The organism is Streptomyces sp. NPDC004051 (genome assembly GCF_053604275.1).
In genome coordinates this window covers 42568-67304 of the sequence record NZ_JBSGHG010000030.1, presented here as the reverse complement: position 1 = coordinate 67304, position 24737 = coordinate 42568, and the positions used below count along the sequence as shown (strand labels likewise).

Sequence of the window (24737 nt, the reverse complement as noted above, 5' to 3'; positions counted from 1 at the left end):
CGTGAACGCGCACCTCGTCACCGCTGTCGTCGCCGCTCAACGAGGAGAAAACGTGACGAAGCCACTGATCACCCATCTGCGCCACGTGGCGATCGCGGCCCCGGACCTCGACCGCCAGCTGGCGTTCTACCGGGACCTGTGGGGACTGACCCCCGTCGAGTCCGACACCGGCGTGCACTTCCTGGCCGCGGAGGGCTCCCCCGAGCAGTACATCGTGCGTCTGCGCAAGGACGACCAGAAGCGGCTCGACCTGGTCTCTTTCGGAGCCGGCTCGGCGCAGGACGTCGACGCCCTCGCCGCGCGGCTGGCCCAGCAGGGCGTTCAGATCGTGCACGAGCCGCGGAAGCTCGACACCCCCGGCGGCGGCTACGGCTTCCGGTTCTTCGACGGCGACGGACGTGTGGTCGAGGTCTCCGCCGACGTGACCTCCCGGGAGTTCCGGACGATCGAGGCCCGTGAGTCGATCCCCGTCCGGCTCTCGCACTTCGTGGTCAACTCCGACCACCCCGAGGCGACCGTCGACTGGTACGTCAAGCACCTCGGCTTCAAGCTCTCCGACACCCTGTGCCTGGGCGCCCGCGGCGACTTCATGTGGTTCCTGCGCTGCAACGACTGGCACCACTCCTTCGCCGTCGCCCGGGGACCGCACGTCGCGATCCACCACCTCTCCTTCGAACTGCGCGGGGTCGACGAGTTCATGCGCGGCACCGGCCGCATGCTGCGCGAGGGCGTCCAGCAGATCTGGGGCCCCGGCCGCCACAAGGCCGGCGACAACACCTACTCCTACTTCCTGGACCGGGTCGGGAACTGCGTCGAGTACACCACCGAGCTCGAGACCGTCGACTGGGACCGGCACCACCCGTCCGTCTACGACGTGACCAAGCCCGAGTTCATCGACCAGTGGGGCACCGCGAACCAGATGAACGAGTTCGTGGCCAAGCAGCAGTTCAACGACCCCGACCGCGGCGTGTTCGTCGCGCCCCCGCTCTGACCCTCCCGCTGACCCCTCCGTGAACAGGAAGTCAACGATGACTCTCACCAACGAACCCCGGTCGTCGGCGCCGTTCTCGACCCCGCTGAACGTGCTGCTCGACCGGGTCGAGAAGGACATGCAGGAGGATCTCGTCCCCGCCGAGATCTTCAACAACGACGAGGTCTTCCGGGCCGAGATGGAACGGATCTTCACCAGCACCTGGGTCTTCGTCGCCCACGAGAGCGAGATACCCGAGGCCGGCGACTTCGTCCAGCGCAGGATCGGGCTCGACCCGGTCATCGTGACCCGCGACGGCAAGGGCGGCGTCAACGTCCTCTCCAACTACTGTCGGCACCGCGGCACCCAGGTCTGCCAGACCGACGCGGGCAACTCCCGCTTCTTCACCTGCCCCTACCACGGCTGGACCTACGCCAACGACGGACGGCTGGTCGGTACGCCGCTGATGCACCGCGCGTACGGCGAGCCGCTCGACCCGGACCTGTGGAGCCTCAAGCGCGCCCCCCGCGTCGAGAACCGCAAGGGCTTCATCTTCGCCTCGCTGTCCGAGGACGTGCCCGAGCTGGAGGAGTGGCTCGGCGGAGGCGCCTGGATGCTCGACCTGATCACCCAGCTCCACCCCGACGGCATGCGCGTGGCCGGCCCGCCCGAGCGGTACACGGTCAACGGCGACTGGAAGACGGCCGGTGAGAACTTCGCCGGCGACGTCTACCACCTGCCGACCCTGCACGCCAGCGTGCAGGAGGTGGACATGCTCCAGGGTGTCCAGGGCACCTGCGAGATCGGCCGGACCTACGAGTTCGAGAACGGGCACACCTTCATCGGCCACGCCTGGACGCAGGCGATCCACCCCGGCTTCACGCTGTGGGGCTACCCGGACGAGTACAAGGAGAAGTTCGACCTCAGCGGCCTGGACGAGACCCAGCGCTTCGTGGTCGACCACGAGCCTCCCACCGTGGGGACCATCTTCCCCAACCTCAGCTTCATCCGGATCTTCTCCCCGCTCCCGGACGGCCCGCCGGCCGTCATGACCAGCTTCCGGCAGTGGCAGCCCGTCGCCCCGGGCAAGCTCGAGCTGTGGAACTGGCAGTTCGTGTGGAACTTCCAGGACGAGCAGTCCGCCCAGCGCGACTACGTCGGCGGCCAGTACTGCTTCGGTTCGGCCGGGCTCTACGAGCAGGACGACACCGTCGCCTGGGAGGGCGTGGCGCGTGCCGCCGCCAGCCCGTGGATGCGCAAGGAAGAGCTGAAGTTCAACTACCAGCAGGGGCACAACTCGCCCGTGGACGACGCTCCGGACCCCAACTGGAGGGGGCCCGGCGTCCACCGCAACACCGGCTACGGCGAGCACGTGCAGTTCAACTTCCTCCGCCAGTGGCTGCGCCAGATGAAGGGCACCGCCACCGACGACCAGGCCACCGAAGGGACGCAGTCATGACCGCCGCCGCCGAAGCCCCGGACACCCTCGCGGTGGACCCCACGACGTACGCCCTGGTCGCGCAGTTCCTCGCGCACGAGGCGCGCCTGCTGGACGAGGCACGCGAGGAGGAGTGGTTCGCGCTCCTCGACGACGACCTGCTCTACACCGTGCCGTCACGCCAGTCGACCGAACCGCGTGACATCGAGGTCAACCGCGCCGCATGGCGCATCCGGGACACCAAGGCGCACATACGGACCCGGATCGACCGGCAGAACACCGGTCACGCCTACTCCGAGGTGCCCCCGTCGCGCACCATGCGGCTCGTCGGCAGCATCGAGGTACGGACCACGTCCGGGCCCGACGTCGTCGAGGCCCACAGCTCGCTGCTGCTCTACCGGCAGCGCGGGATCGACGTCCACTTCGACCTGATCCCCTGCCGCCGCAACGACCGGATCCGGCTCACGGACGCCGGCCCGCGGCTCCTCACCCGCGAAGTGATCCTGACCGAGACCAGCCTCAAGACCGCCAACCTGGGGGTTTTCCTGTGACCAGCGTGACCCGTGTGACCGTCGACCCCGGGCGTTGCACCGCCTACGGAATCTGTGTCGGTATCCATCCCGAGGTCTTCGCCGTTCCGGCCGGCAGCCCGTTCGCGGTCGTCACCCGCGACGTGCTGTCCGAGGACGACCTGGAGGACGTCCAGGAGGCCGTACGGTCCTGTCCCGCTCAGGCCCTGCGGCTGGTCGAGGGCTGACCGGTGACTCGTGTCAGCGACGGCGTCGTGATCGTCGGCGCGTCGGCGGCAGGGCTCTCCGCCGCCGACGGCCTGCGCGAGGGCGGCTACACCGGCCCCCTCACCGTGCTCGACGAGGAGTTCGAGCCGGGGTACGACCGGCCGATGCTCTCCAAGAGCCTGCTGGCCGCCGAGGAGCACGCCGTGCCGGCTCCGCTGCGGAGCGAGGAGCAGCTGGCCGCCAGGAACATCGATCTCCTCGCCGGCCACGGAGCCATGGGCCTGGACATCGACCGCCGCCTGGTGGTGACCAACTGGGGTGAGGCGATCAGGTGGCGGCACGTCGTCGTCGCGACCGGTGTCACGGCCCGCCCGGTCGTGACGGCGCAGGGCACCGCCCTGCCGACCCTGCGCACCCGCGCCGATCTGGCCACCGCCCGGCAGCTCGCCACGAGCGGGCGTCCGGTGACGCTGATCGGCGGAGGGTTCATCGGTCTGGAGGCGGCCGCCGCCCTCCGCTCGCGCGGTGTCGAGGTGACCCTGCTGTGCGCGACCGAGCTGCCCCTGGCCGTGGTCCTCGGGGACGGGATCTCCCGGTGGCTGCACGGACTGCACCTCGCGAACGGGGTCTCCTTCGACCTCGGCAGCGCCGTCACCACCGTCGAGGAGACGTCGCACGGCTACGACGTCCATCTCGCCGACGGGCGAACACGGCAGGCCACGAGCGTCCTCGCGGGAGTCGGTACGGAGCCGGCCACCGACTGGCTGATCGGTTCCGGCGTCGAACTCGACCACGGCGTCGTCACCGACGCGGCCGGGCGGACGAACGTCGAGAGGGTGTGGGCAGCCGGGGACATCGCCGCCCGCCGGGACCCGCTCCCCGGCCGCCCCCGGCGCTTCGAGCACTGGACGCACGCCATCGAGCAGGGCCGGCAGGTCGGTCTCAACATCGCACGCGGCGAAGCCACGCCCCACGACGCCGTGCCGTACATCTGGACCGAACAGTACGGCCGGACCCTCCACATGCTCGGAGAACGCCGGCCCGGCGACACCGACATCGTCGTCGAAGGCTCCCTCGGCACCGGCGAGTTCGTCGTCCTGCACGGCACCGGCGACGCACTGCACGGCGCCACCGTCTGCGGCCGCGTCCGCGCCCTGCGGACGTACCGGAAGCTGCTCCGTTCCCGCGCCTCCCTGAACGACGCCCTGGCCGCGGCGTCCGCCTGATCCTCTCGTCGACTCCCCCCTCAGCAAGGACCCACCATGCAGATGCTCGACCACCATGTCGTCCTCATCACCGGCGGCGGCTCCGGCCTCGGCCTCGGGATCGCCCGCCACTTCCTCGGTGAGGGCGCCCAGGTCGCCGTCATGGAGATCTCCGCGGACAAACTGGCCGACCTCAAGGCCGAGTTCGGCGACGACGTGCTGCTCGTCCAGGGTGACGTCACCAGCACCGAGGACCTCCTCGCCTGTCGGCAGGCGGTCCTGGACCGCTTCGGCCGCCTCGACTCCCTCATCGGCGCCCAGGGCATCTTCGACGGCAACATCCCGCTGCGCGACGTGCCCCTCGACCGGGTCGGGTCGCTGTTCGACGAGGTGTTCCACGTCGACGTGCTCGGCTACATCCTGGCCGCCAAGGTCTTCCTCGACGATCTGGAGAAGTCCGGCGGCTCCATCGTGCTGACCTCCTCCACCGCGGCCTACGCCGCCGACGGCGGCGGCCTCTTCTACACCGCCGCCAAGGGCGCGGTGCGCAGCGTCGTCAACCAGCTCGCGTTCGAGTTCGCCCCCAAGGTGCGGGTCAACGGCGTCGCCCCGTCGGGCATCGCCAACAGCCAGCTGCGCGGGCCCCGCGCGCTCGGCCTGGAGAACAACAAGCAGTCCGACATCCCCAAGGAGGACTTCGAGTCGCAGTTCCTCACCCTCGCCCTCCTGCCCACCCTGCCGACCCCGGAGGAGTACGCGCCGCTGTACGCGTACCTCGCCTCCCGGCACAACACCACCATGACCGGCCAGACGATCATCGCCGACCAGGGCGTGTTCAACCGCGCCGTGATCAGCAACGGTGCCGCCGACCGCGTGGGGAAGTGACCATGTTCCGCTACTTCCCGACCAACTACGTCTGGAGCCTGTCGGTCAGCATCGCCATGAACTGCGGTGGCCAGATCGGCGAGATCGAGCAGATCTGTGCCCCGCTCGTCGACGCGGCGGGGGACGGTGACGACGCCGGCACCGAGAAGTTCTTCCAGTCGTGGTGCGAATTCGCCGACGGGCTCGTCCGGCAGGCCGAGCGGGATCTCGCCGAGGGGCATCCGCTGTCGGCCGGTGCGCGCTACGCCCGCGCCTCGGTCTACTACCTGGTCGCCGAGCGCATGCAGAGCCGTCACTACGCGCCCCGTGAGGCCGCCTACTGCAAGTCCGTGGAGGCGTGCCGGCTCGCCATCGAACACGGCGGGGAACGCGCCGAGTTCGTCGAGGTCCCCTACGAGGGCACCTCGTACCCGGCGCTGTTCGTCCCCGCCGACGGCGAACCCCCGGTGAGCGGCTACCCGGTGATGGTGTTCTGCAACGGCCTGGACTCGATGAAGGAGATGCTGTTCCGACTGGGCCTGCCGAGGGAGTTGGCGCGGCGCGGCATCGCGACGCTCTGCGTCGACCAGCCGGGTACCGGCGCCTCGCTCCGCGAGCGCGGACTGCCCGCGGTCCACGACAGCGAGCGCTGGGCGAGCGCCGCGGTCGACTACCTGGAGACGCGGCCGGACGTCGACGGCACCCGCATCGGGATGAGCGGGGTCTCGCTCGGCGGCTACTACGCCCCGCGCGCGGCCGCGTTCGAGAAGCGGTTCAAGCTCTGTGCGGTCTGGGGGGCCAACTACAACTGGGGCGAGCTGCAGAAGCGCCGCCTCCGGCGCGAGGGCGAGAACCCCGTGCCGCACTACTGGGACCACGTCCAGTGGGTGTTCGGCAAGGACAGCCTCGAGGACTTCATGGCCTTCGCCCCGAGCATGTCGCTGGAGGGGGTGGTCGAGCGGATCGCCGTCCCCTTCCTCGTCACCCACGGCGAGGACGACCGGCAGATCCCGATGGAGTTCGCCGTGCCCCAGTACGAGAACGCCGTGGGCAGTCCCGACCGCCACTTCAAGGTGTTCAGCCGCGCCGAGGGCGGATCGTCGCACGCCGGCGCCGACAACGAGGCCGTTCCCGCGCACTACATCGCCGACTGGGTCGCCGACCGACTCTGAAAGGGAGCCATGAACTCTCCATCCCCCGCCTCCGGTTGGGCGATCGGCACCGACGTCGGTGGCACGTTCACCGATCTGTGGCTGCGGTCCCCGGACGGCGAGTCCTGGGTGTGCAAGTCCCCGACCACGCCCGACGTGGTGACGGGTGTGATCAACGCCGTGCACCTGGCCGCCGGGACCGTCGGCCTGGACACCGGCGAACTGTGCTCCCGGGTCACCCGGTTCGGGCACGGCACCACCGTCGGCCTGAACGCGCTGCTGACCGGACGCTCGGCGAGGACCGGGCTCATCACGACCGCCGGCTTCGGCGACGTCCTGGAGATCGGCAGGCTGCGCCGCGGCACGGCCGGTCTGCAGGGCCTGGACCTGGGTGACTACCATCTGCGCGGCCAGGTACCGCCGTTGGTGCCCCGCACCCAGGTCGTCGAGATCGCGGAGCGGATCGACTCGGACGGCATCGTCCGCACACCCCTGGACGAGAGCAGCGTGCTCGACGCGATCGGCCGGCTGCGGGACCTCGGGGTGGAGGCCGTCGCCGTCTGCCTCCTGTGGGCGACCGAGAACCCCGCCCACGAACTCGCCGTCGCCCGGCTGGTCGAGCGGGAGCTGCCCGACGTCTTCGTCTCCCTCTCCCACGAGATCGCGCCCTCGGTGGGTGAGTACGCCCGTGCCTCGACCACGGTGGCGAACGCGGCACTCGGGCCGGTCCAGGGGCACTACCTCACCCTTCTCGAGGAGCGGTTGGCCGCCCTCGGCATGACTGCCCCCATCATGATGACGACGAGCGCCGGTGGCGTGGTCCCGGCGCGGACGGTCACCGAGCGGCCCGTGTCGAACCTCCTCTCCGGTCCGGCGTCCTGCGTCGTGGCGGGCCAGAAGCTCGGGGCCGAACTCGGCACCTCGCACGTCCTGACCATGGACGTCGGCGGCACCAGCTTCGACGTCGGCGTCATCGCGGGCGGCGTCGCGCTGATGAGCGACGAGGTCACCTTCGGCGGCGCCGACATGCGCGTGCCGAGCATCGACATCGCCTCGATCGGCGCAGGCGGCGGTTCGATCGCCGCGGTCGAGGGCGGCGTGCTCAGCGTCGGGCCGCGCAGCGCCGGTGCCGAGCCCGGCCCGGTCTGCTACGGCAAGGGCGGCACCGAGCCGACGACCACCGACGCCGATCTCGTCCTCGGGGTGCTCGACCCGGAGCAGTTCGGCAGCGGGGGCATCGTCCTGGACCGCGAGGCCGCGAAGCGGGCCATCGCGGACAAGGTCGGGACGCCCCTCGGGCTGAACGCCGTCGAGGCGGCCCGGGCGATCCGGGTCGTCTTCGACAACGCGATGGCCGACCTGCTGCGCGCCGTCACCGTCGAACGCGGCCACGACCCGAGGGAGTTCACCCTGGTCGCCGGTGGTGGATCGGGTCCGGCGCACGCCTGGGCCCTGTGCCGTGAGGCGGGCCTGGCCGGTTTCATCGTGCCGCCGACCGCGACCGCGCAGTCGGCCTTCGGCGCCGGCACCTCCGACCTCAGGACCACGGCCTCCCGCACCTGTTACCGGCGCGTGCTCGCCGAGGTCGGCCCGAGCGCCGAGGACGCGCGGGTCATCGCCGAGGCACTCGCCGACACCCGTGCGCGCGCTCTCGCGACCCTCCCCGACCCGGACCGCGAGGGCGTCCCGGACCGCGACGCCGCCCTGGACCGCGAAGCCGCCCCGGACCGCGACCCCGGCCGCGATGGCGCCACGGTCACCCACACGGCGTCCATCCGCTACTTCGGCCAGGCCCACCACGTCGACGTCACCGTGGCCGCCCGCCCCGACCGGGACGCCGTCGCGGATCTCCTCCTCACCTTCGAGAAGGAGTACGAGCAGCTGTGGGGCAAGGGATCCGGCTTCCGGGAGGCGGGGTTCGAGATCCTCTCGGTCCGCTCGGTGGCGGCACTGCCCGAGGCCGGGGTCATCGGCCCCGGTACGGGCGAGCCCTTCACCCGGCTCGGCACGCGTCCGGTCGTGTTCGACGACGCCGACCGGCCCGACGAGACCACCGTGTACGAGGTCCGTCGGCCGGCCGCCGGCCAGGAGATCGCCGGTCCCGCGCTCGTCCAGCTCCCCGGCTGCGTCGTGGTGGTCCCCCCGGGCGGGGTCGCCACCACCGACGCACTCGGCCTCATCCACGTGAAGGTGAACTGACATGACCGCCGCAATCGACCTCGCCCCCGTCTCGTTGGACGGCGCCGCCACGGACCCGGTGATCCGCCAGGTCGTGCGCAGCCGCCTCGTCGCCATCACCGACCAGATGCGGCTCGCGTTGCAGTCCGTCAGCGGCAGCCCGACGGTGACCGAGGCGAGCGACTTCTTCACCGGCATCTACCTTCCGGACGGCTCGTTCGTCACGATGGGGCACCAGGTGACCTTCGAGGCGCCCCCCGTGGGATCACTGATCCGGCACCTGCTGGGCAACGGCACCAAGCTCAAGGACGGCGACCGCATCATCGGCAACGACCCGTTCATCGGCGCACTGCACCAGAACGACGTACAGATGTGCGCACCGCTGATCGTGGACGGCGAACTGCTCGGGTGGGCCGGTGTGATGGCGCACGAGACCGACATCGGCGGCATGGACTTCGCCTCGTGGTCTCCCAAGGCCACCGAGGTGTGGCAGGAAGGGCTGCGCATCCCGGCCGTCAAGCTGGTCGACGGCGGTGAACTGCGCGAGGACGTCCTGGAGATGATCCTCACCGCCTCGCGCCTTCCGGCCGAAGTGGGCCTCGACATCCGGGCCTTCATCGCCACCCTGAACGTCGCGGCCGAGCGCCTCACCGAACTCTCCCACCGGTACGGCAAGTCGACCGTGCTGTCGGTGATGCACACCATGGTCGACGACGCCGAGGCCCTGGTGCGCGCACGCCTGCGCGAACTGCCCGACGGAGTCGTCCACACCCGTGACTTCCTCGAGCACGACGGCAAGCAGAACCTCCTCTTCGTCATCGACTGCGTGCTGACGAAGCGCGGTGACAGCCTGCACTTCGACTTCTCGGGTTCCTCACCTCAGGCCAACGGCTTCGTGAACTCCTCCCGCGCCGGCCTCGTCGGCGGTGTGGCGGGCGCGGTGATCCCCACCCTGGGCTTCGGCATCCCGTGGAACGAGGGCCTGCTGCGCCCGGTGGAGATCTCGGCGCCGGACGGACTGGTCTGCACCGCCGTACCACCGGCGCCGGTGGGGTCGGCCACCGTCGAGGCCGTCTGGACGGTCAGCAACGTCGTCTCCGCGGCGCTGAACCGGCTGCTGCTCGCCTCGCCGAAGTACGCGCACCGTGCCCAGGCCGTCAGCAGCGGCACGATGGCGACCTTCAACCTCTCCGGCCGCGACCGGCACGGCAAGGTGTTCGGCCTGCACCTGATGGACCCGCTCGCCGGGGGCTTCGGCGCCTTCGCCGACCACGACGGGCAGAACGCCGCCGGACCGATCAACGCCCCGTGCCCGTCGATCGCCGACGTGGAGGTCAACGAGCAGAAGACCCCGCTCTTCTACCACTACCGGCGTCTCGCCCCCGGCACCGGTGGCGCCGGTCGCCGCCGCGGCGGTCTCGCGGCCGAGGTCGGCATCACCGTCTCCGTGCCTCAGGCCGAGGCGCTCGTGATGACGCACGGCGCCGAGGTGCCCAACTCCGTCGGGCTCGGCGGCGGCCTGCCCGGCGCCATGGTCAGCCAGCGCTTCCGGGCCGGCGGGGAACAGCCCCGGGACCTCGGGCCCAAGCCGGGCTCCTTCCCGATCACTCCGGAGGACCTGTTCGAGGTGACCTGGCAGGGCGGCGGCGGCATCGGCGACCCGCTCGACCGCGACCCCGCCGACGTCCTGGACGACATCCACTACGGCCTGGTCACACCGGAGGAGGCACGGGAGACCTACGGCGTGGTCCTCTCCGGGGGCGGCGGGACCGGCGGGAACGGCACGTCGGTCGACGCGGCCGCCACCACTGCCGCTCGCAGGGAGCGGCGCGCCGCCCGGCTGGGTGTCGAACCGGCCGCCGTCACGGACCCGTCGGCGGTCACCGAGGCGGTTCCCGACGACGCGGTACGGCTGGGCGACCGGCTCCTCCTCGTCCGGGACACGGACACCGCACAGTTCCAGGTGCGCACCCCCGAGGGGGTCGTGCTCTCCTCCGGCTCCACCAGATGGCGCGAGGGAGCCCACCGGTTCGCCCTGTCCCTGCCGCCGTCCGTCGGCGCGACCCTCCACGCCGATCTGGCGGTCACCGGCTGGGCCTGCCCGCGGACCGGGGCCCTGCTCGCGGTCGACGTGCACCTGAGCGACCAGGAGCCCTTCCACGACCTCGACCTCGACCTCGCCGCACTTGGCCTCGCCTCACTCGCACACACCGGCACGACCGCTGGAGACCCCCGATGAGCCGCAAGATCATCCTGACCATCGCCCCGACCGGTGGCATGGCCACCAAGAAGCAGAGTCCGCACCTGCCCGTCACCCCGCAGGAGATCGCCGACGACGTGGCCCGCTGCTGGGAGGTCGGCGCCAGCGTGGTGGCCGTCCACGCCCGCCGCGCGGACGGCCTGGCCACCTGCGACCCCGAGGTCTACTCCGAGATCAACTCCCTGATCCGGGCCCGGACCGACATCGTCATCAACAACTCCACCGGCGGCGGCATCCACGGCGACATGCCGGTGCGGCTGAGCGACGAGCTCTGGGAACTCGACTGGAGCGAACGGATCAAGGGCATCGAGGGCGTGGGCTGCGAGATGGCCACCCTCGACTCGCACACCATCACGGCCGGCACCGCCGAACGCGAGTACCTCGTCACCACGACGCCGAAGCGCTCCCGCTGGCTGCTGGAGGAGATGACCAGGCGCGGCATCAAACCGGAGTGGGAGGTCTTCAACCTCGGGCACATCCTGTCCGACTTCACCACCCTGACCGCCGAGGGCCTGGACTCCCGGCCGTACTACTGCAACATCGTGCTCGGCGGCCAGCGCGGCTTCCAGGGCGCCCTGCCGTACACCCCCAAGATCCTCCAGATGCTCGTGGAACACCTTCCCGAAGGCACGGTGTGGGGGGTCTCGGGCATCGGGCCGACCCAGCTGCCGGCGACCACCCACGGCCTGCTGCTCGGCGGCCACATGCGGGTCGGCCTCGAGGACAACCTCTACTACTCGCGCGGCCGGCTCGCGACCAACCTGGAGCTGGCCGAGCGCGCCGTGCGGATCATCCGCGAACTCGGCCACGAGATCGCCACCCCGAGCGAGGCGCGCGAGATGCTGGGGCTCAAGCAGCTCGACGAGGTGCCGGCATGAGCGTCCACAGCACGTCCGGCGTCGTCGCCTTCTCCGACACCGACGCCTCCGGCCGGTTCCACCACACCGCCGCGTACCGGTGGGCGGAGAACACCGAGCACGCGTTCTACCGTTCGGTGCTCCCGGACGTCGACATCGGCCGGTTCCCCCGCCGCTCCACGTCGGCCACGTACGAGCGACCGCTCACGGCCGGTGACGCGTACACGGTCAACCTCGAACTCGACCGCATCGGGAACAGCTCGATCACCTACACCTGGACGGTCACCGGCCCGGCCGGTGTCTGCGTACGCGGCGCACACGCCGTCGTGCACGTGGATGCCACCGGCCGCCCGGCACCGGTCCCCGGGGCGCTGCGCGACCATCTCGCTCCGGCCGCAGGGGTGGTGGCGTGATGGACAAGGTCGTGGCCTCGGCCGCCGAGGCGGTCGCCGACATCCCCTCGGGCAGCACCCTCGCGGTGGGCGGCTTCGGACTGTGCGGCATCCCGGCCGTGCTGATCCAGGCATTGCTGGAGACCGGCACCGACCGGCTCGAGACGGTGTCAAACAACGCCGGCGTCGACGACTGGGGACTGGGCATCCTGCTCGGCGCGGGCCGTCTGCGCCGGGTGGTGGCGTCGTACGTCGGGGAGAACAAGGAGTTCGCCCGGCAGTACCTCGCCGGGGAACTGGAGGTCGAGCTGACTCCGCAGGGCACGCTCGCGGAGCGGATGCGGGCCGGCGGCTCCGGCATCGCGGCGTTCTACACCCGTACCGGCGTGGGCACCCAGGTCGCCGAGGGCGGTATGCCCTGGAAGTACGCGGCCGACGGCAGCGTCGAACTCACCTCCCCGGCCAAGCCGGTGGCGACCTTCGACGGCCTCGACCACGTGCTCGAGCGCGCGATCGTGGCCGACTTCGGACTGGTGCGGGCCTGGAAGGGCGACCGGCACGGCAACCTCGTCTTCAAGGACGCGGCCCGCAACTTCAACCCGCTCGCGGCGATGTGCGGCCGGACCACCGTCGCCGAGGTCGAGCACCTGGTCGAACCCGGCGACATCGACCCCGACGAGGTCCACGTCCCCGGCGTCTACGTCCACCGGGTCGTCGCCCTCACCCCGGAGCAGGCCGCCGAGAAGCGCATCGAGAAGAGGACGGTACGGGCATGAGTGAGGAAGGGGCACGCGCATGAGCTGGACGCGTGAGCAGATGGCCGCACGCGCGGCCCGGGAGCTCGAGGACGGCGACTACGTCAACCTCGGCATCGGCCTCCCGACCCTCATCCCGAACCATGTGCCGGACGACGTGGAGTTGGTGCTGCAGTCGGAGAACGGCATCCTCGGCACGGGCCCCTACCCGACCGAGGGCGAGGTCGACCCCGACCTCGTCAACGCCGGCAAGGAGACCGTGACCGTGCGCCGCGGCGCGAGCTTCTTCGACTCCGCCCTGTCCTTCGGGATGATCCGCGGCGGCAAGATCGACGCGGCCGTCCTCGGCGCGATGCAGGTCTCCGCCACCGGCGACATCGCCAACTGGATGATCCCCGGCAAGATGGTCAAGGGCATGGGCGGGGCCATGGACCTGGTGCACGGCGCCAAGAAGGTCGTGGTCCTCATGGAACACGTGGCCCGGGACGGCAGCTTCAAGATCGTCGAGGAGTGCTCCCTGCCCTACACCGGCAAGGGAGTCGTCCAGCGGATCATCACCGACCTGTGCGTCCTGGACGTCACCCCCGGCGGCCTGCGCCTGGTCGAACTGGCCCCGGACGTCACCGTCGAGGAGGTCAGGGCCAAGACAGAACCTCCGGTACTCGTGCTCGACCCGGCGGTATCCGGCTGAGCCGTCCACAGGTCGGCTTCCGGCTCTCGGGCCCGGGGGCCCTTCGGCGGACGCGAGGGCGTCAGGCGTCACCACCACGGCGCCTGACGCCCCGTCAGAGCCGTTCGTCTGCGGACCGGTTCACCCGGCCGTGACGGTCTCGGTGCCGGCCTCCTCCTCGGCCGCGACTGCTGTGTCGCCACGGGCATCGATATCGGCATCGGTACCATCGGCGGGGGCCGTGCTCTTCGGGCCGGGGGCGAGAAGGAGGAAGAACATGACGCCCATGACGGCGGCGCCCACCCACATGGCCTGCTGCCAGCCGTCCACGAAGGACTGCTGGGCGGCGTGCACGAGCGCCTCCTCCTTCGTGCCCGCGCCGCCCGCGGCCTCGACGGCGTTGGCGATGCCCTCGCGGGCGGTGTCCGCGGTGTCCTGGGGGATGCCGGACAGTCGGTCGTCGATCGAGTTCCGGTAACCGGCCGACAGCAGCGCGCCGAGCACGGCGACACCGAGCGCGGTGCCGAACTCACGGGTGACGTCGTTGAGCGCGGAGGCCACGCCCTGCTTCCGCCGCGGCAGGGAGTCGGTGATGGCCTCGGTGGAAGGCGTCATCGCCAGCCCCGTGCCGAGGCCCATGGCGGCCATGCCCGGAAGGATGGACAGGTAGCCGCCGTCGACGGACACGAACCCGGCCATGAGGGCGAGCCCGGCACCGCCCAGGGCGACACCCGTGGCCACGGTCGGGCGGGCTCCGATGCGCGCGGCCAGGTGGGGAGCCAGGCCGGAGGTCGCCATCATCAGCACGGCCATGGGCATCAGCGCGAGCGTGGACAGCAACCCGGACCAGCCCAGTACGGCCTGCAGGAACGGGAAGAGGACCACGGCGATACCCGCCTGGACACCGAAGACCACCAGCAGCGTGAGGGAACCGCTCGCCAGTCGGCGTTCCCGGAACAACCGCACGTCCAGCAGGGAGGCATCACGACGGCGCAGCTCCCAGGCCACGAAGACGACGCCGGCGAGGACGCCGACGGCCAGGGCGATCAGGGTGGCCGGGGCGGTCCAGCCGCGCTCGGGGCCCTCCTGGAGCGTGAAGACGAGGCCGACCACGGCGACGACGGAGGTCAGCGCGCCGACGGTGTCGAAGGGGTGTCCGGCATGCTCACGGGAGTCGGGGACCGAACGCAGCGTCATGGCGAGTGCCACGAGGATGAGCGCGACGGGCAGCACGAACAGCCAGCGCCAGCTGGCGACGTCCACGAGCAGGGCGGAGAGGAACATGCCCAGGATGCCGCCGCCGCCCGCGACGCCGGTCCAGACTCCGATCGCCTTGCCGCGTTCCTCTTCGGGGAAGGTGGAGGTGATCACGGCGAGGGTGATGGGCATGATCATCGCCGCGCCGACGCCGCTCAGGACGCGGGCGGCGAGCATGATCCCGGCCGAGGGGGCCAGGCCCGCGAGGACGCTCGCGGCGAGAAACACGATGAGGCCGGTGACCAGCATCGGTTTGCGGCCCAGCCGGTCGCCGAGCGCGCCGAGCGGGAGCAGCAGGGCGGCCAGGGTCAGGGTGTAGATGTTGATGATCCACACGATCGTGCCCTGGGAGGCGCCGAACTCGACGGCCAGGTCGGTCTGGGCCACGTTCAGGCCGGACACCGAGGCGATGACGGCCATCAGCGCCACCGAGACGGCGACCAGGATCGTGCGCAGTCGGCGCGGGTCCGGTGCGCCTCCGCCCGGTGCTTGGGCGACTGTCCCCTGGAGGGGCCGGTTCGTACTCATGGGTTCCTCTCGGAAGAAGGCGTACGGGCAGGGCTCGGCGCCGGAGCGGATCCGGTGGCTGAGCGGAAGAGGGACGTGCGAGGGCGGGCCCCGGACGGTGCGGGGCCCGTGCTCATGACGCTAGGCCCACTTTGCACTAGAGGCATATAATCTTGCCCATGGAGCAAGACAATGACGAGCTGGACAGCCTCGTACGCAAACGCATCCGCGCCCTGCGGGTCGCCCAGGGCTGGTCCCTGGAGGAACTGGCCACCCGGGCGAACCTGAGTCAGTCCTCGCTGAGCCGCATCGAGAACGGCCGACGCCGCCTGGCCCTGGACCAGCTCGCCACGCTGGCCCGTGCTCTGGACACCACCCTGGACCAGCTCGTGGAGACCGCCTCGGACGACGTGATCATCAGCCCGATGATCGACAACGCGCACAGCCTGATGCGCTGGCCGGTGAAGGGCGACCCGGGCATCACCGTGGTGCGGCAGCGGATGACCGAGCCGCCGCCGGACAACCCCGCCCGCATGCGCGCCCATCCCGGCCGGGAATGGCTGGTCGTCCTGTCCGGCACCGCGGTCCTGATGCTGGGCCACCGCCGCTTCCGCGTCGAGACGAACCAGGCCGCCGAGTTCCCCACCATGCTGCCGCACGCCATCGGCGCCGAGGGCGGGCCCTGCGAGATCCTGGGCATCTTCGACCGCGACGCCCGCCGCGGCCACCAGCCTGACGCCCGCCGCGCCGACGGCGACCGCGCCACGGACGGCACCCGCACGTGACCGCGCCCCCGCGGGAGACTCTTGCTCCCGGCATCCGTGGCAGCCGCCTTCTCGCCGAGTGCCCGGACCTGATCACCACCCCGGTGATCGACGACCTGACGGACGGCGAACCAGCCGCCCTTGCCCGGCTCCGCACAGCAGGCGGACGACGGCCGCGAGGTCGAGGCGCTCGTCGCGCCGCTCCAGGGTGAACGTGCTCCCGGCGGCGACGATTTCGGGACCGGCGGCGGCCGGCACGACCTGTTCGGCCGGGTCGGGCTCCTCCTCCGCGGCGATCACCAGCAGCGCCCGCAGCTGCGTGACGATGTCGTGCAGCGCGACCGCCCGGAGCTCCCCTCGCCGCCCCAGCACCTCGTCGTACGTCCCCAGCGCCGCCTCGGCCGCCTCACCGGGCGCGGGTGAGCCGGCAGACGAACCGCCGACGTCAGAAGTCCTCCGCCGCCGTCACCCGCGCGTGATCCGGGTCGGCCCGCAGGTTCCCCCACTCCACGAGCTTGTCCGGCGCCTGCGTCACCGCCTCGACGCCGGCAGGGGTCATCTCGGCGGATTCCTCCACCCCGTTCCCGAGCTCACGCGGGAGTCCTGAACACACGTCAGGAAGCGACTCGGCCCGCCGTACCAGGTGAGGGCGAGTGCGTCACGGGCAGCGGGCCGCCGCGACGAAGAGCAGCGATCGCGCCCGGTGCAGTTCTCGCCGGCGGCTGCTCGGCGGGCTAGCGCGAGCCGCTCCACGGGGCGGGGACGAACGTCCAGAGCACCTCGGCGACCGAGTCGCCGCTGTTGCGCCAGTTGTGGGGTTCGCGGCCGGAGAAGGTGAGGGTGTCACCGGCCGTCAGAGTCTCGGTGCGGCCCGTGAAGAGCACGGTGACCTCTCCCGCGATGACGTGTATGACCTCCACGTCGCAGTTGATCGTGTAGAGGTCGTCTCCGCCGTTCGCGCCGGCGTCGAGGTGCGAGCGCAGCACCTGGACCTTCGACTGGCCGCGCGGGGTGACCATGCGGTCGAGGACCCCGCGGCCACCCATGTTGATCTGGGGTGCGTCACCCAGGCGTATCACCTCGGTGTCGGCGTCCTCGAAGAGCGACCCCACCGGCAGCGACAGGACCTGACAGAGCGTGACCAGGGTGGCGACGCTCGGTGAGGTCTCGTCCCGCTCGACGCGGCTGATGAATCCCCTGGTCAGGCTGGTGGCCGCCGCGACCTGCTCGATGGTGAGGCCCTGCGCCTGGCGGCAGGCCCGCAGGCGCGCGCCGACGCGGACCGGGAGCGCGGACGGCTTCGGATGCAGCGCCTTCATGGAGTCCTCGCAGTGAACGATCGACCTGTCGGCGAACCTTGACAGTGGGGTGGGCGCAGGTCACACTACCGGGACTTACGGGTTGCCTAATATGCATCATCTGTTTCGTATAGGTGACTTTCCTGAGCGGAGCACCAGAGGGTTCCGATGAACCCCGTCGAAGCCCCCTGGGCCCTCCCGAGGCCGGCATCGGCCCCGCAGCCCGCTTGCCCTGAGAGGACCGCCATGTCTTCACCCGAAACCGCGCCCCGTCGCGAAGGTGTGATCGAGCAGCACTCGATCGACTACGTCCCCGCATCCGAGCGCCACGGCAAGGTGTGGCATCAGGGGCCGTTCTGGTTCACCGGCAACTTCGTGCTGCCGACCATGGTCGCCGGCTTCGTCGGACCCGCCATGGGGCTGAGTCTCGGATTCAGCGTGCTCGCCGTGGTGCTCGGCGTCGGTTTCGGCACCTTCTTCATGGCGTTCCACGCCAACCAGGGGCCCCGGATGGGCCTGCCGCAGATGATCCAGTCGCGTGCGCAGTTCGGCAGCCGCGGTGCCGTCGTGCCGTTCGCGGCGACCGTCTTCGTCTACGTCGGCTTCCTCGTCTTCGACACGATCCTGGCGGCGCAGGGCATCGGACTCGTCCTGCCCGACGCCAAGCTGTTCTGGTACCCCGTGCTCATCGCCGCGTCGATCGTCATCGCGGTGGTCGGGCACGATCTGCTGCACTTCGTGCAGCGGTGGCTGACGTATCTGCTCATCGTCGTGTTCGCGATCATCACGGTCGTGGCCATCGTGCACTTCTCCTCGACGCCGCCCGCGGTGGACGCACCGGCGGCCACGGCGGGCTGGGACACCACGGCCTTCCTGGTGCAGATCTCGCTCGCCGCCGGGTACAACATCAGCTACTCGGTGTACGTCTCCGACTACACCCGCTACCTTCCGGCGAACGCGCCCGCGAAGAAGCTGATCGGCTCGGTCTACGCCGGCGCCACGTGCTCCGCCGTATGGCTGATGTCGCTCGGCGCGATCCTGGCCAGCTACCTGCCGGACCCCGACCCGATCCTGGCGGTGCGGCAGGTCGGTGACCTGGTCTTCCCCGGATTCGGCACCATAGCCGTGATCGTTTCGGTGCTCGCGCTGATCTCCATCATGGGTGTCAACGCCTACGGAGCCATGCTGACCGGAACCAGTGCCGTCGACGGCTTCAAGAAGGTCAGCCCGACGGTCCGGCTGCGCGTCGTCGGACTCACCGCGGTCGGCCTCGGCTCGCTCCTCGTCGCACTGCTGATCCCCGACAACTACATCGGCAGCTTCAACACCTTCGTGCTGCTGATGCTCTACTTCCTGGTGCCGTGGACCTCGGTCAACCTCGTCGACTTCTACTTCGTGCGCCGCGGCCGGTACGCGATCGGGGAAATCCTGAAGCCGAACGGCATCTACGGGCGCTGGGCGTGGCAGGGTGTGCTCGCGTACCTCCTCGGGTTCCTCTCGATGATCCCGTTCTTCTCGACCAGCTTCTACGTGGGACCGGTCGCGGAACTGCTCGGCGGGGCCGACTTCTCGTTCGTCGTCGGGCTCTTCGTCTCCGGCATCCTCTACCTGGTCTTCTCGCGCCACCTCGACCACGGTGCCGACGCCCGCATGGAGGGCGAAGTCGAACTGGGCGAAGCCGAACTGGGCGAAGCCGAACTGGAAGGATCGAACCGATGACCCCGGCCCCGTCGCAGCCGTCACCGGCCATGACCGAGGCGTCTGCCGTCACGGTCGCCTGCTGCCAGCTCGCGCCGCAGGTCGGCCGCGTACCGGAGAACCGGGAGCGGATCCGCGAGGCGGTCCTGTCCGCGGCGGACCGGGGCGCGAACGTCGTGGTCCTGCCGGAGCTGGCCAACTCTGGGTACGTCTTCGACGACCTCGAGGAACTGCGCTCGACAGCCGAGCCGCTCGACGGCGAGACGATCAGGGAGTGGGAGGCCCTGGCGTCCCGGCTGCGGCTGGTGATCGTGAGCGGCTTCGCGGAACTCGGCACCGACGGCCAGGTGCACAACGCGAGTGTCCTGATCGACGAGACCGGGCTCCGTGCCGTGTACCGCAAGGCGCATCTGTGGAACGCCGAGAAGACCCGGGGCTTCACGCCGGGTGCGGCGCCGCCGCCGGTGGTCGACACCCCGTACGGCCGTATCGGGATGATGGTCTGCTACGACCTCGAATTCCCCGAGTGGGTGCGCAGGGCGGCGCTCGAGGGAGCCGAACTGCTGTGCGGACCGGTGAACTGGCCGCTGTACCCGCGACCGGAGGGCGAGCGCCCCGGCGAGATCGTCCGGGTGCAGGCGGACGCCTCGGTCAACCGCATGTTCGTCGCGGTCGCCGACCGCACCGGTGTCGAACGAGGACAGGAGTGGCTCGGCGGCAGCGTGATCGTCGACGCCGACGGCTACCCGGTGACGGCGCTGCGCCTGGGCGAGGCGACGATCGTCACCGCGACGCTCGACCTCGCCGAAGCGCGCGACAAGTCCATCAGCGAACTCAACGACGTGCACGCGGACCGGCGTCCCGGACTGTACGCGGGTGTCGGACCGGAGCAGCCGTGACCCAGCCGCCGGTGGCCATCGTCCAGCAGCCGCCCGCGCCGGCTCGCAGCGCGGGCAGGCGGCGGTGTGGCACGAGGGTGAGGACGCCGGAGACGAGCCGGACCACCGCGCGATCGCTCCAGATGCCGGCCCGGCGCTGGAAGTCCGGCGCGAGGTCGCCCCTGTCCTCCCGCGGCCGAGACAGCAGCCGGTCCAGGGTGTGGTCTCCGTGTAGATCTTGATGCTGTCGGGCCGGAACGGGGCGGAGATGCCGTCGGCATCGCTGCGGCCCCTCTGTCCCTCTCCTCGGCGGGCAACTCCAGCTCCAGACCGGCCGGCCCCAGACCTACCGGCCTTCGAACCCGACCTCGTCGGCAGGCCCCGGCGGTACGTCACCGCCTGGAAACGTCCCGCGCTGCCGGACTGAGCCCCCGGACTGAGCCCCGGGCTGAGCCCTCCGCGCCTCGCCGTTCCCCGCCCGGGTCAGCACCGTGGCCACGCCGTGGGAGCGCGAGCCGTCACAGCCGGGATCCGCCCGAGGCGTCGATGCACTGGCCGGTGATCCACCGCGACGACTCGGACGCCAGGAAGGCGACGATGTCGGCCACGTCGGACGGCTGCCCCAGCCGTCCGAAGACGGACAAGGACGCCAGTTCCGCCGCCGCTTCCTTCGTACGTCGCTTTTCCGCGTTCATGTCCGTCTCGACGAATCCGGGCCGGACACAGTTCACCGTGATGGCGCGCCCCCCGACTTCCTTGGCCAGCGCCAGGGTGAAGGTGTCGACCGCCCCCTTGCTCATGGAGTAGACGAGGGACTCCGGATAGGCGACACGGGTCACCGCCGACGAGATGTTGACGACGCGGCCCCCGTCCGGCATGCGTTTCAGGGCCTGCTGCGTCGTGAACACCAGGGACTTGGTGTTCACCGCGAAGATCCGGTCGAAGAGTTCGGGCGTCACCTCGCCGATGCGGGCGGACCCGCTGACGCCGGCGTTGTTGACGAGTACGTCCAGGCCCGGGCCCGTGCCGTACCGCGTCGCTCCGGCGTCGAAGCGGTCGTACAGACCCTCCACTCCCCCCGGTGCGCCGAGGTCCGCCTGCACCGCGAAAGCGCGTCCGCCGCTGTCCCGGATCGCCTCGAGGGTTTCCTCGGCCGCGCTCTCGTTCTCGCGGAAGTGCACCGCCACCAGGGCGCCGTCCTGCGCCAGCCGCCGCGCGATGCCCCGCCCCATCCCCCTGCTCGCACCCGTCACCAGTGCCGTCTTGCCTGCCAACACGCCTACGTGCCTTCCCCTTTGAAACTGCTCGGATCGCAGCCGGGGCACGTAGGAGCACACGCCCGTGACCTGAGGCGTACCCCGGAGCAACGAGGGTGATTCGCCGAGAGCCGTCACCGAAAAGGGGGAAGCGATGGTCGCGAGAAAGCGGTCGCCGTCTCCGGTCCCACGGCTGCACACCGTGGAGACGGGGTACCGCAGCGCCTCGGCCGTACGCCTTCAGGAATCCTCTTCTCCTCGCTCTTCGGGGGACCGCTCGTCGAGAACCGTGACGAAGGCCGAGGCGACGAGGGCGACGGCGGGATCGTCGTCTCGGGCCAGTTGACGCAGGACCTCCCGCACGCCGGCCCCCGGCAGCTCGACCAGTGCCTGGGCCAGACGTATCCGCGTCGCGGAGTCCGCGGTGGGCGCGGCGAGTTCGTCGGCCAGTGCGGTCATGATCCGGTGCGCGCACCCGGGGTCCCGGGACAGCGTTGCCAGAACCTCCGCCGCGTCGACGTCGTGGGACCCCTCGACCACCATGCCGACGAGTGTCGGCACGGTCGCGGTCACCCCCCGCCTGCCCAGGGCCAGAGCGGCGTGCCTGCGCACCGTCGTGTCCGGGTCCCCGAGTGCGTCCGCGAGCACCGCGGCCGCACCCGGGGCCTCGGCCATCTCGGCGATCGCCAGCACCGCGCGCCGCCGGACGTCCGCGTCCTGCGAGTACACGCCGTCGGCCAGTGCCGCCACGCCGTCGCCACCCGACCGGGCGAGCGCCCAGCGCAGGGCGCCGGCGACATGGGGGTCGGCTTCGGCCAGGACCGCCCCGGCCAGCAGCTCGGCGGGAACCGGCGCGCTCCCCGGCCGGGCCAGCACGGCCTGCTGCCTGCGCGCGGCGCTGGTCGAGTCGAGCCCCTGCATGAGTTCGACGATGCGCAGGACGTCCTGCCAGCCGGTGGGCGCCGACGCGTCGACGGCGCGGAGCCGCTCCAGCAGCTCCTGCTCCCGCTCCAGGCGGTCCTCCGTCCACCGGATGAGGTCGCTGACCAGGTCGGACGGCGTGAAGGCGGGGTCCTCCAGCGCGCGCCCGATCTGCTTGAGCGAGAGCCCGAGGGACCGCAGGCTCTCCACGTGGAAGATCCTGCGGACGTCCTCGGCGGAGTACTCACGGTAGCCGCCGACGGTACGACCGGTCGGCCGCACCAGCCCGAGGGCGTCGTAGTGCCGGAGCATCCGGGTACTCACCCCCGAGCGGCGGGCCACCTCACCGATCAGCATTCAGCGGCCTCCGCGGCAACCTTCGCGGCCTCAGCACCCTCCATCAGCCCGGTCGTCTCCCCAGGCTCGGCGGTCTCCACGGTCCCCGCGACTCCCGGCGCAGCCGCAGCCGCGGCGGCAGCGGCTCGTTCCGGGCCGAGTGCGACAACCCGCTTCGCCTCCTCGACGGCCGCGTCGAAACCGGTCTCCGGGTTCTGCCGGAGCAGCTCGGTGGCACGGGCGTGCGTGGCCACCGCCGGGTCGGGGCTCGCCGCGGCCTTCTGCAGGGCGGGCTCGGTCACCTCGCCGAGCTCGACGAGGGCCCGGCTCAGGCTCAGCCGCACCTCTCGGTCACCGCGGCCGAGCTGCCCGGCCAGTTCGTCGACCAGGTCACCCTTCTGGTCCTCGGGCACGAGGACGACCGCGACCCGCCACGCGGTCCGCGCGACCTCGTCGTCGGCGTCGCGCAGCAGGTCGCGCGTGATCCAGACCCACGCGCTCCTCTCGCCGATCTTGGAGAGCGTGTGCAGCGCCTGGCTGCGGGCCTGAGCCCGCTCGGAGGCGAGTTCCCGGCGGATCCGGGACAGGGTGATCTCCGGCGGGAGACGGGTCAGCGCCCAGGAGAGCATGTCCCGCACGAAGAAGTCCGGCTCGACCGCGCACCGCTCGACGAGCGCCTCCAGGAAGACGGCGTCGGGGGTCGAGCCGGCCGCCAGGGCCGCCTGCAGCCGGATCGACGCGTCCCCGGCGCTCAGGGCGCCGATCACACGGGCGTTTCGCGGGGTTCCGTTACTCGGGTTGATCGAAACCACCTCCTGCACCCAGGGGACACCTTGCCACCATGTCAAGGTCAAGCCCGTAGCCGGCGGACCAGAAGAACCCGCAGGCCAGGCGCCCTTGGCGGGCGGTTCCAGAATCGCCACGCACTCCACGTGGTACGTCATCGAAAAAGTGTCAGCCTGAGCGGATCCCGGAAGAGACCAACCGAAAGCGCATGGTGCGTCAACGGACCCGGGACTGAAGTCCCGGGTTTGCAGAACGGGCGCCACTGGCGGTGGTGCTGCGTTTGCGTCCTGTCCCACGTCCCGGTCCGGTCGGTGGGTCTGGGGCGGTTGACTGCGCCCCGCGTCGCCACGACGCCCACGCTCTCGCGCGGATGTTGCGGGAGCCGTTCCGGTCCGCGTGATCAACGAATCCGCAGGCCCGGCAGGCGAACCGGGCCTGGGAGACCCGGTTCGCCCGGTCGAGGTGCCCGCACTCGGCGCAGGTGCGGGAGGTGTACGCCGGATCGACGTGCACCACCGGTACCCCCGCCCGGCGGGCCTTGTACGCGATGAACGCCCCCAGCTGGGCGAAGGCCCAGGAGTGCAGGGTGGCCCGTTGGGGCCTGCGAAGCCGTACCCGTCCGCGGATGCCCGTCAAATTCTCCAGGGCGATTCCGCGGCCGGTGCGTTCTGCCTCGGCCACCACATGTTTCGCGATCTTGTGATTGATGTCCCGGGCCCGCCGGGCCTCCTTGCCCCGGCGCTTCTTCAGCCGCCGCCTCGCGGACGGGGTGTTCTTCTGCTGCAGCTTGGCGCGCAGGCCGCGCTCGCGGGCCCGGATCCGGTTGAGTCCCCGGCCGGCCATGATCTCGCCGTCCGAGGTGGTGGCGATGTTCACGATGCCCAGGTCGATGCCGAGGAAATCCACCGGCTCCGTGTTCAGCGGCGCCTCGGGCACCTCGCAGGTGGCGTTCAAAAACCACCTGCCGTCCCGGTGGACGAGATCGGACTCGCCCCTGCGGTAGAGGGCCAGGGTCGCCAGCTGCTCCGGGGAGGCAGTGAACGCCACGTCCTTTACCCGCCCGGAAGTCGTCCAGATCGAGACCCGACGCCGGTCGGTCTGCCAGGACAGCATCCGGTCGTCGTAGGGCTGCGCGCCCTGCGGCCGGAAGACGACCGGCTTCTCCACCGCCCCGCGGTAGCGTTTCGAGCCCGGCCGGCCCAGATTCCCGGCCCTCGCGTTGGCCTGCAGCGTGGCGTAGGCGTCGCATACCTTCTTGATGACGTGCTGGGCGGCCTGCGCACCCAGGTTCCACCGGGCCTTGATCTCGGTGTAGGTGTGCTCACGCAGCGCGAAGTTCCGCTTCACGCCCTTCTCGAAGGCGACCTCACTCGCCCAGGTCGCCGCTTCGTTGCAGGCCCGCAGGGTCACCTCCAGCGCCGCCGCCTGCACCGGCGTCGGCACCAATCTGACCTGCACCACCAGCTTCACGATCACCGAACCTACACACCCGTACGGCCGGCCACCGCACGTTCACCTGGCATCACCCGGCCGAGTGAACCCACACCGGCACAGCAGCA

General features: G+C 70.9%; 22 protein-coding genes and 1 pseudogene. 16 read left to right on the top strand and 7 right to left on the bottom strand.

From position 1 onward, the window contains the following. Positions 1-52 precede the first annotated feature (52 nt). From ACWEQO_RS26035 to ACWEQO_RS25975, 13 genes are read left to right on the top strand one after another with little or no spacing between them, the layout of a single operon-like run. Positions 53-991: a VOC family protein gene (locus tag ACWEQO_RS26035; protein ID WP_452985429.1), complete on the top strand. Its 939-nt coding sequence runs from the start codon at positions 53-55 to the stop codon at positions 989-991. Positions 992-1028: 37 nt separating this feature from the next. Further along, positions 1029-2429 carry an aromatic ring-hydroxylating oxygenase subunit alpha gene (locus tag ACWEQO_RS26030; RefSeq protein WP_361455352.1) on the top strand — a complete coding sequence of 467 codons (1401 nt, stop codon included), beginning with the start codon at positions 1029-1031 and terminating at the stop codon, positions 2427-2429. Further along, positions 2426-2959 (top strand): aromatic-ring-hydroxylating dioxygenase subunit beta, encoded by a 534-nt coding sequence (locus tag ACWEQO_RS26025; protein WP_452985428.1) that lies wholly within the window; start codon positions 2426-2428, stop codon positions 2957-2959. Before ACWEQO_RS26030 ends, ACWEQO_RS26025 begins: the two co-directional genes overlap by 4 nt. A 5-nt stretch (positions 2960-2964) precedes the next feature. Then, on the top strand, positions 2965-3165 hold the full coding sequence (locus tag ACWEQO_RS26020) for a ferredoxin (RefSeq protein WP_361455358.1): 201 nt from the start codon (positions 2965-2967) through the stop codon (positions 3163-3165). 3 nt (positions 3166-3168) lie between these two features. Next, positions 3169-4371: an NAD(P)/FAD-dependent oxidoreductase gene (locus ACWEQO_RS26015; RefSeq protein ID WP_452985427.1), complete on the top strand. Its 1203-nt coding sequence runs from the start codon at positions 3169-3171 to the stop codon at positions 4369-4371. A 36-nt stretch (positions 4372-4407) separates the two neighbouring features. Next, complete coding sequence (locus tag ACWEQO_RS26010) at positions 4408-5235, top strand: SDR family oxidoreductase (RefSeq protein WP_452985426.1); 828 nt, start codon at positions 4408-4410, stop codon at positions 5233-5235. 2 nt (positions 5236-5237) lie between these two features. Continuing rightward, positions 5238-6386, top strand: a complete 1149-nt coding sequence (locus ACWEQO_RS26005) for an alpha/beta hydrolase family protein (protein ID WP_452985425.1) — start codon at positions 5238-5240, stop codon at positions 6384-6386. Between the two features lie 9 nt (positions 6387-6395). Then, on the top strand, positions 6396-8564 hold the full coding sequence (locus ACWEQO_RS26000; RefSeq protein WP_452985424.1) for a hydantoinase/oxoprolinase family protein: 2169 nt from the start codon (positions 6396-6398) through the stop codon (positions 8562-8564). 1 nt (position 8565) lies between these two features. After that, a complete protein-coding gene (locus ACWEQO_RS25995; RefSeq protein WP_452985423.1) occupies positions 8566-10782 on the top strand; it encodes a hydantoinase B/oxoprolinase family protein in 2217 nt (738 codons plus the stop codon). Further along, positions 10779-11681, top strand: coding sequence for a 3-keto-5-aminohexanoate cleavage protein (locus ACWEQO_RS25990; protein WP_452985422.1), 903 nt, complete (start codon positions 10779-10781; stop codon positions 11679-11681). The genes ACWEQO_RS25995 and ACWEQO_RS25990 overlap by 4 nt, the downstream gene beginning before the upstream one ends. Beyond that, the gene (locus ACWEQO_RS25985; RefSeq protein WP_361455377.1) at positions 11678-12073 is read left to right on the top strand and encodes an acyl-CoA thioesterase; all 396 of its coding nucleotides are present in this window, start codon (positions 11678-11680) and stop codon (positions 12071-12073) included. The genes ACWEQO_RS25990 and ACWEQO_RS25985 overlap by 4 nt, the downstream gene beginning before the upstream one ends. After that, positions 12073-12828: a CoA transferase subunit A gene (locus ACWEQO_RS25980; RefSeq protein ID WP_361455380.1), complete on the top strand. Its 756-nt coding sequence runs from the start codon at positions 12073-12075 to the stop codon at positions 12826-12828. Before ACWEQO_RS25985 ends, ACWEQO_RS25980 begins: the two co-directional genes overlap by 1 nt. 19 nt (positions 12829-12847) lie before the next feature. Then, positions 12848-13498: a CoA transferase subunit B gene (locus ACWEQO_RS25975; RefSeq protein ID WP_452985421.1), complete on the top strand. Its 651-nt coding sequence runs from the start codon at positions 12848-12850 to the stop codon at positions 13496-13498. Positions 13499-13618: 120 nt separating this feature from the next. On the opposite strand, the gene ACWEQO_RS25970 is transcribed toward ACWEQO_RS25975, so the two are convergent. Beyond that, positions 13619-15262 (bottom strand): MFS transporter, encoded by a 1644-nt coding sequence (locus ACWEQO_RS25970; protein WP_452985420.1) that lies wholly within the window; start codon positions 15260-15262, stop codon positions 13619-13621. Between the two features lie 158 nt (positions 15263-15420). Between ACWEQO_RS25970 and ACWEQO_RS25965 the strand changes: the two genes are divergently transcribed. After that, on the top strand, positions 15421-16026 hold the full coding sequence (locus tag ACWEQO_RS25965; RefSeq protein ID WP_452985419.1) for a helix-turn-helix domain-containing protein: 606 nt from the start codon (positions 15421-15423) through the stop codon (positions 16024-16026). Positions 16027-16269: 243 nt separating this feature from the next. Here ACWEQO_RS25965 and ACWEQO_RS25960 read toward each other — a convergent pair. Both ACWEQO_RS25960 and ACWEQO_RS25955 read right to left on the bottom strand, forming a co-directional pair. Continuing rightward, a pseudogene (locus tag ACWEQO_RS25960) lies at positions 16270-16558 on the bottom strand (DUF2397 family protein); the annotation flags it as partial. Positions 16559-16739: 181 nt separating this feature from the next. Beyond that, on the bottom strand, positions 16740-17324 hold the full coding sequence (locus ACWEQO_RS25955; RefSeq protein ID WP_452985418.1) for a helix-turn-helix domain-containing protein: 585 nt from the start codon (positions 17322-17324) through the stop codon (positions 16740-16742). 225 nt (positions 17325-17549) lie between these two features. Between ACWEQO_RS25955 and ACWEQO_RS25950 the strand changes: the two genes are divergently transcribed. Both ACWEQO_RS25950 and ACWEQO_RS25945 read left to right on the top strand, forming a co-directional pair. Beyond that, positions 17550-19022 carry a purine-cytosine permease family protein gene (locus ACWEQO_RS25950; RefSeq protein ID WP_452985417.1) on the top strand — a complete coding sequence of 491 codons (1473 nt, stop codon included), beginning with the start codon at positions 17550-17552 and terminating at the stop codon, positions 19020-19022. Then, positions 19019-19900, top strand: a complete 882-nt coding sequence (locus ACWEQO_RS25945) for a nitrilase-related carbon-nitrogen hydrolase (protein WP_452985416.1) — start codon at positions 19019-19021, stop codon at positions 19898-19900. The genes ACWEQO_RS25950 and ACWEQO_RS25945 overlap by 4 nt, the downstream gene beginning before the upstream one ends. 497 nt (positions 19901-20397) lie before the next feature. Here the strand turns inward: ACWEQO_RS25945 and ACWEQO_RS25940 are convergent, their stop codons facing one another. From ACWEQO_RS25940 to ACWEQO_RS25925, 4 genes are all read right to left on the bottom strand, one after another. Continuing rightward, a complete protein-coding gene (locus ACWEQO_RS25940) occupies positions 20398-21153 on the bottom strand; it encodes an SDR family oxidoreductase (RefSeq protein WP_452985440.1) in 756 nt (251 codons plus the stop codon). A 222-nt stretch (positions 21154-21375) separates the two neighbouring features. After that, complete coding sequence (locus ACWEQO_RS25935; RefSeq protein WP_452985415.1) at positions 21376-22413, bottom strand: MerR family transcriptional regulator; 1038 nt, start codon at positions 22411-22413, stop codon at positions 21376-21378. Beyond that, entirely contained in the window at positions 22407-23213 is an 807-nt protein-coding gene (locus tag ACWEQO_RS25930) for a HEAT repeat domain-containing protein (RefSeq protein WP_452985414.1), read from the bottom strand. Before ACWEQO_RS25930 ends, ACWEQO_RS25935 begins: the two co-directional genes overlap by 7 nt. A gap of 181 nt (positions 23214-23394) precedes the next feature. Further along, positions 23395-24648, bottom strand: a complete 1254-nt coding sequence (locus ACWEQO_RS25925) for an RNA-guided endonuclease InsQ/TnpB family protein (protein ID WP_452985413.1) — start codon at positions 24646-24648, stop codon at positions 23395-23397. Positions 24649-24737 lie beyond the last annotated feature (89 nt).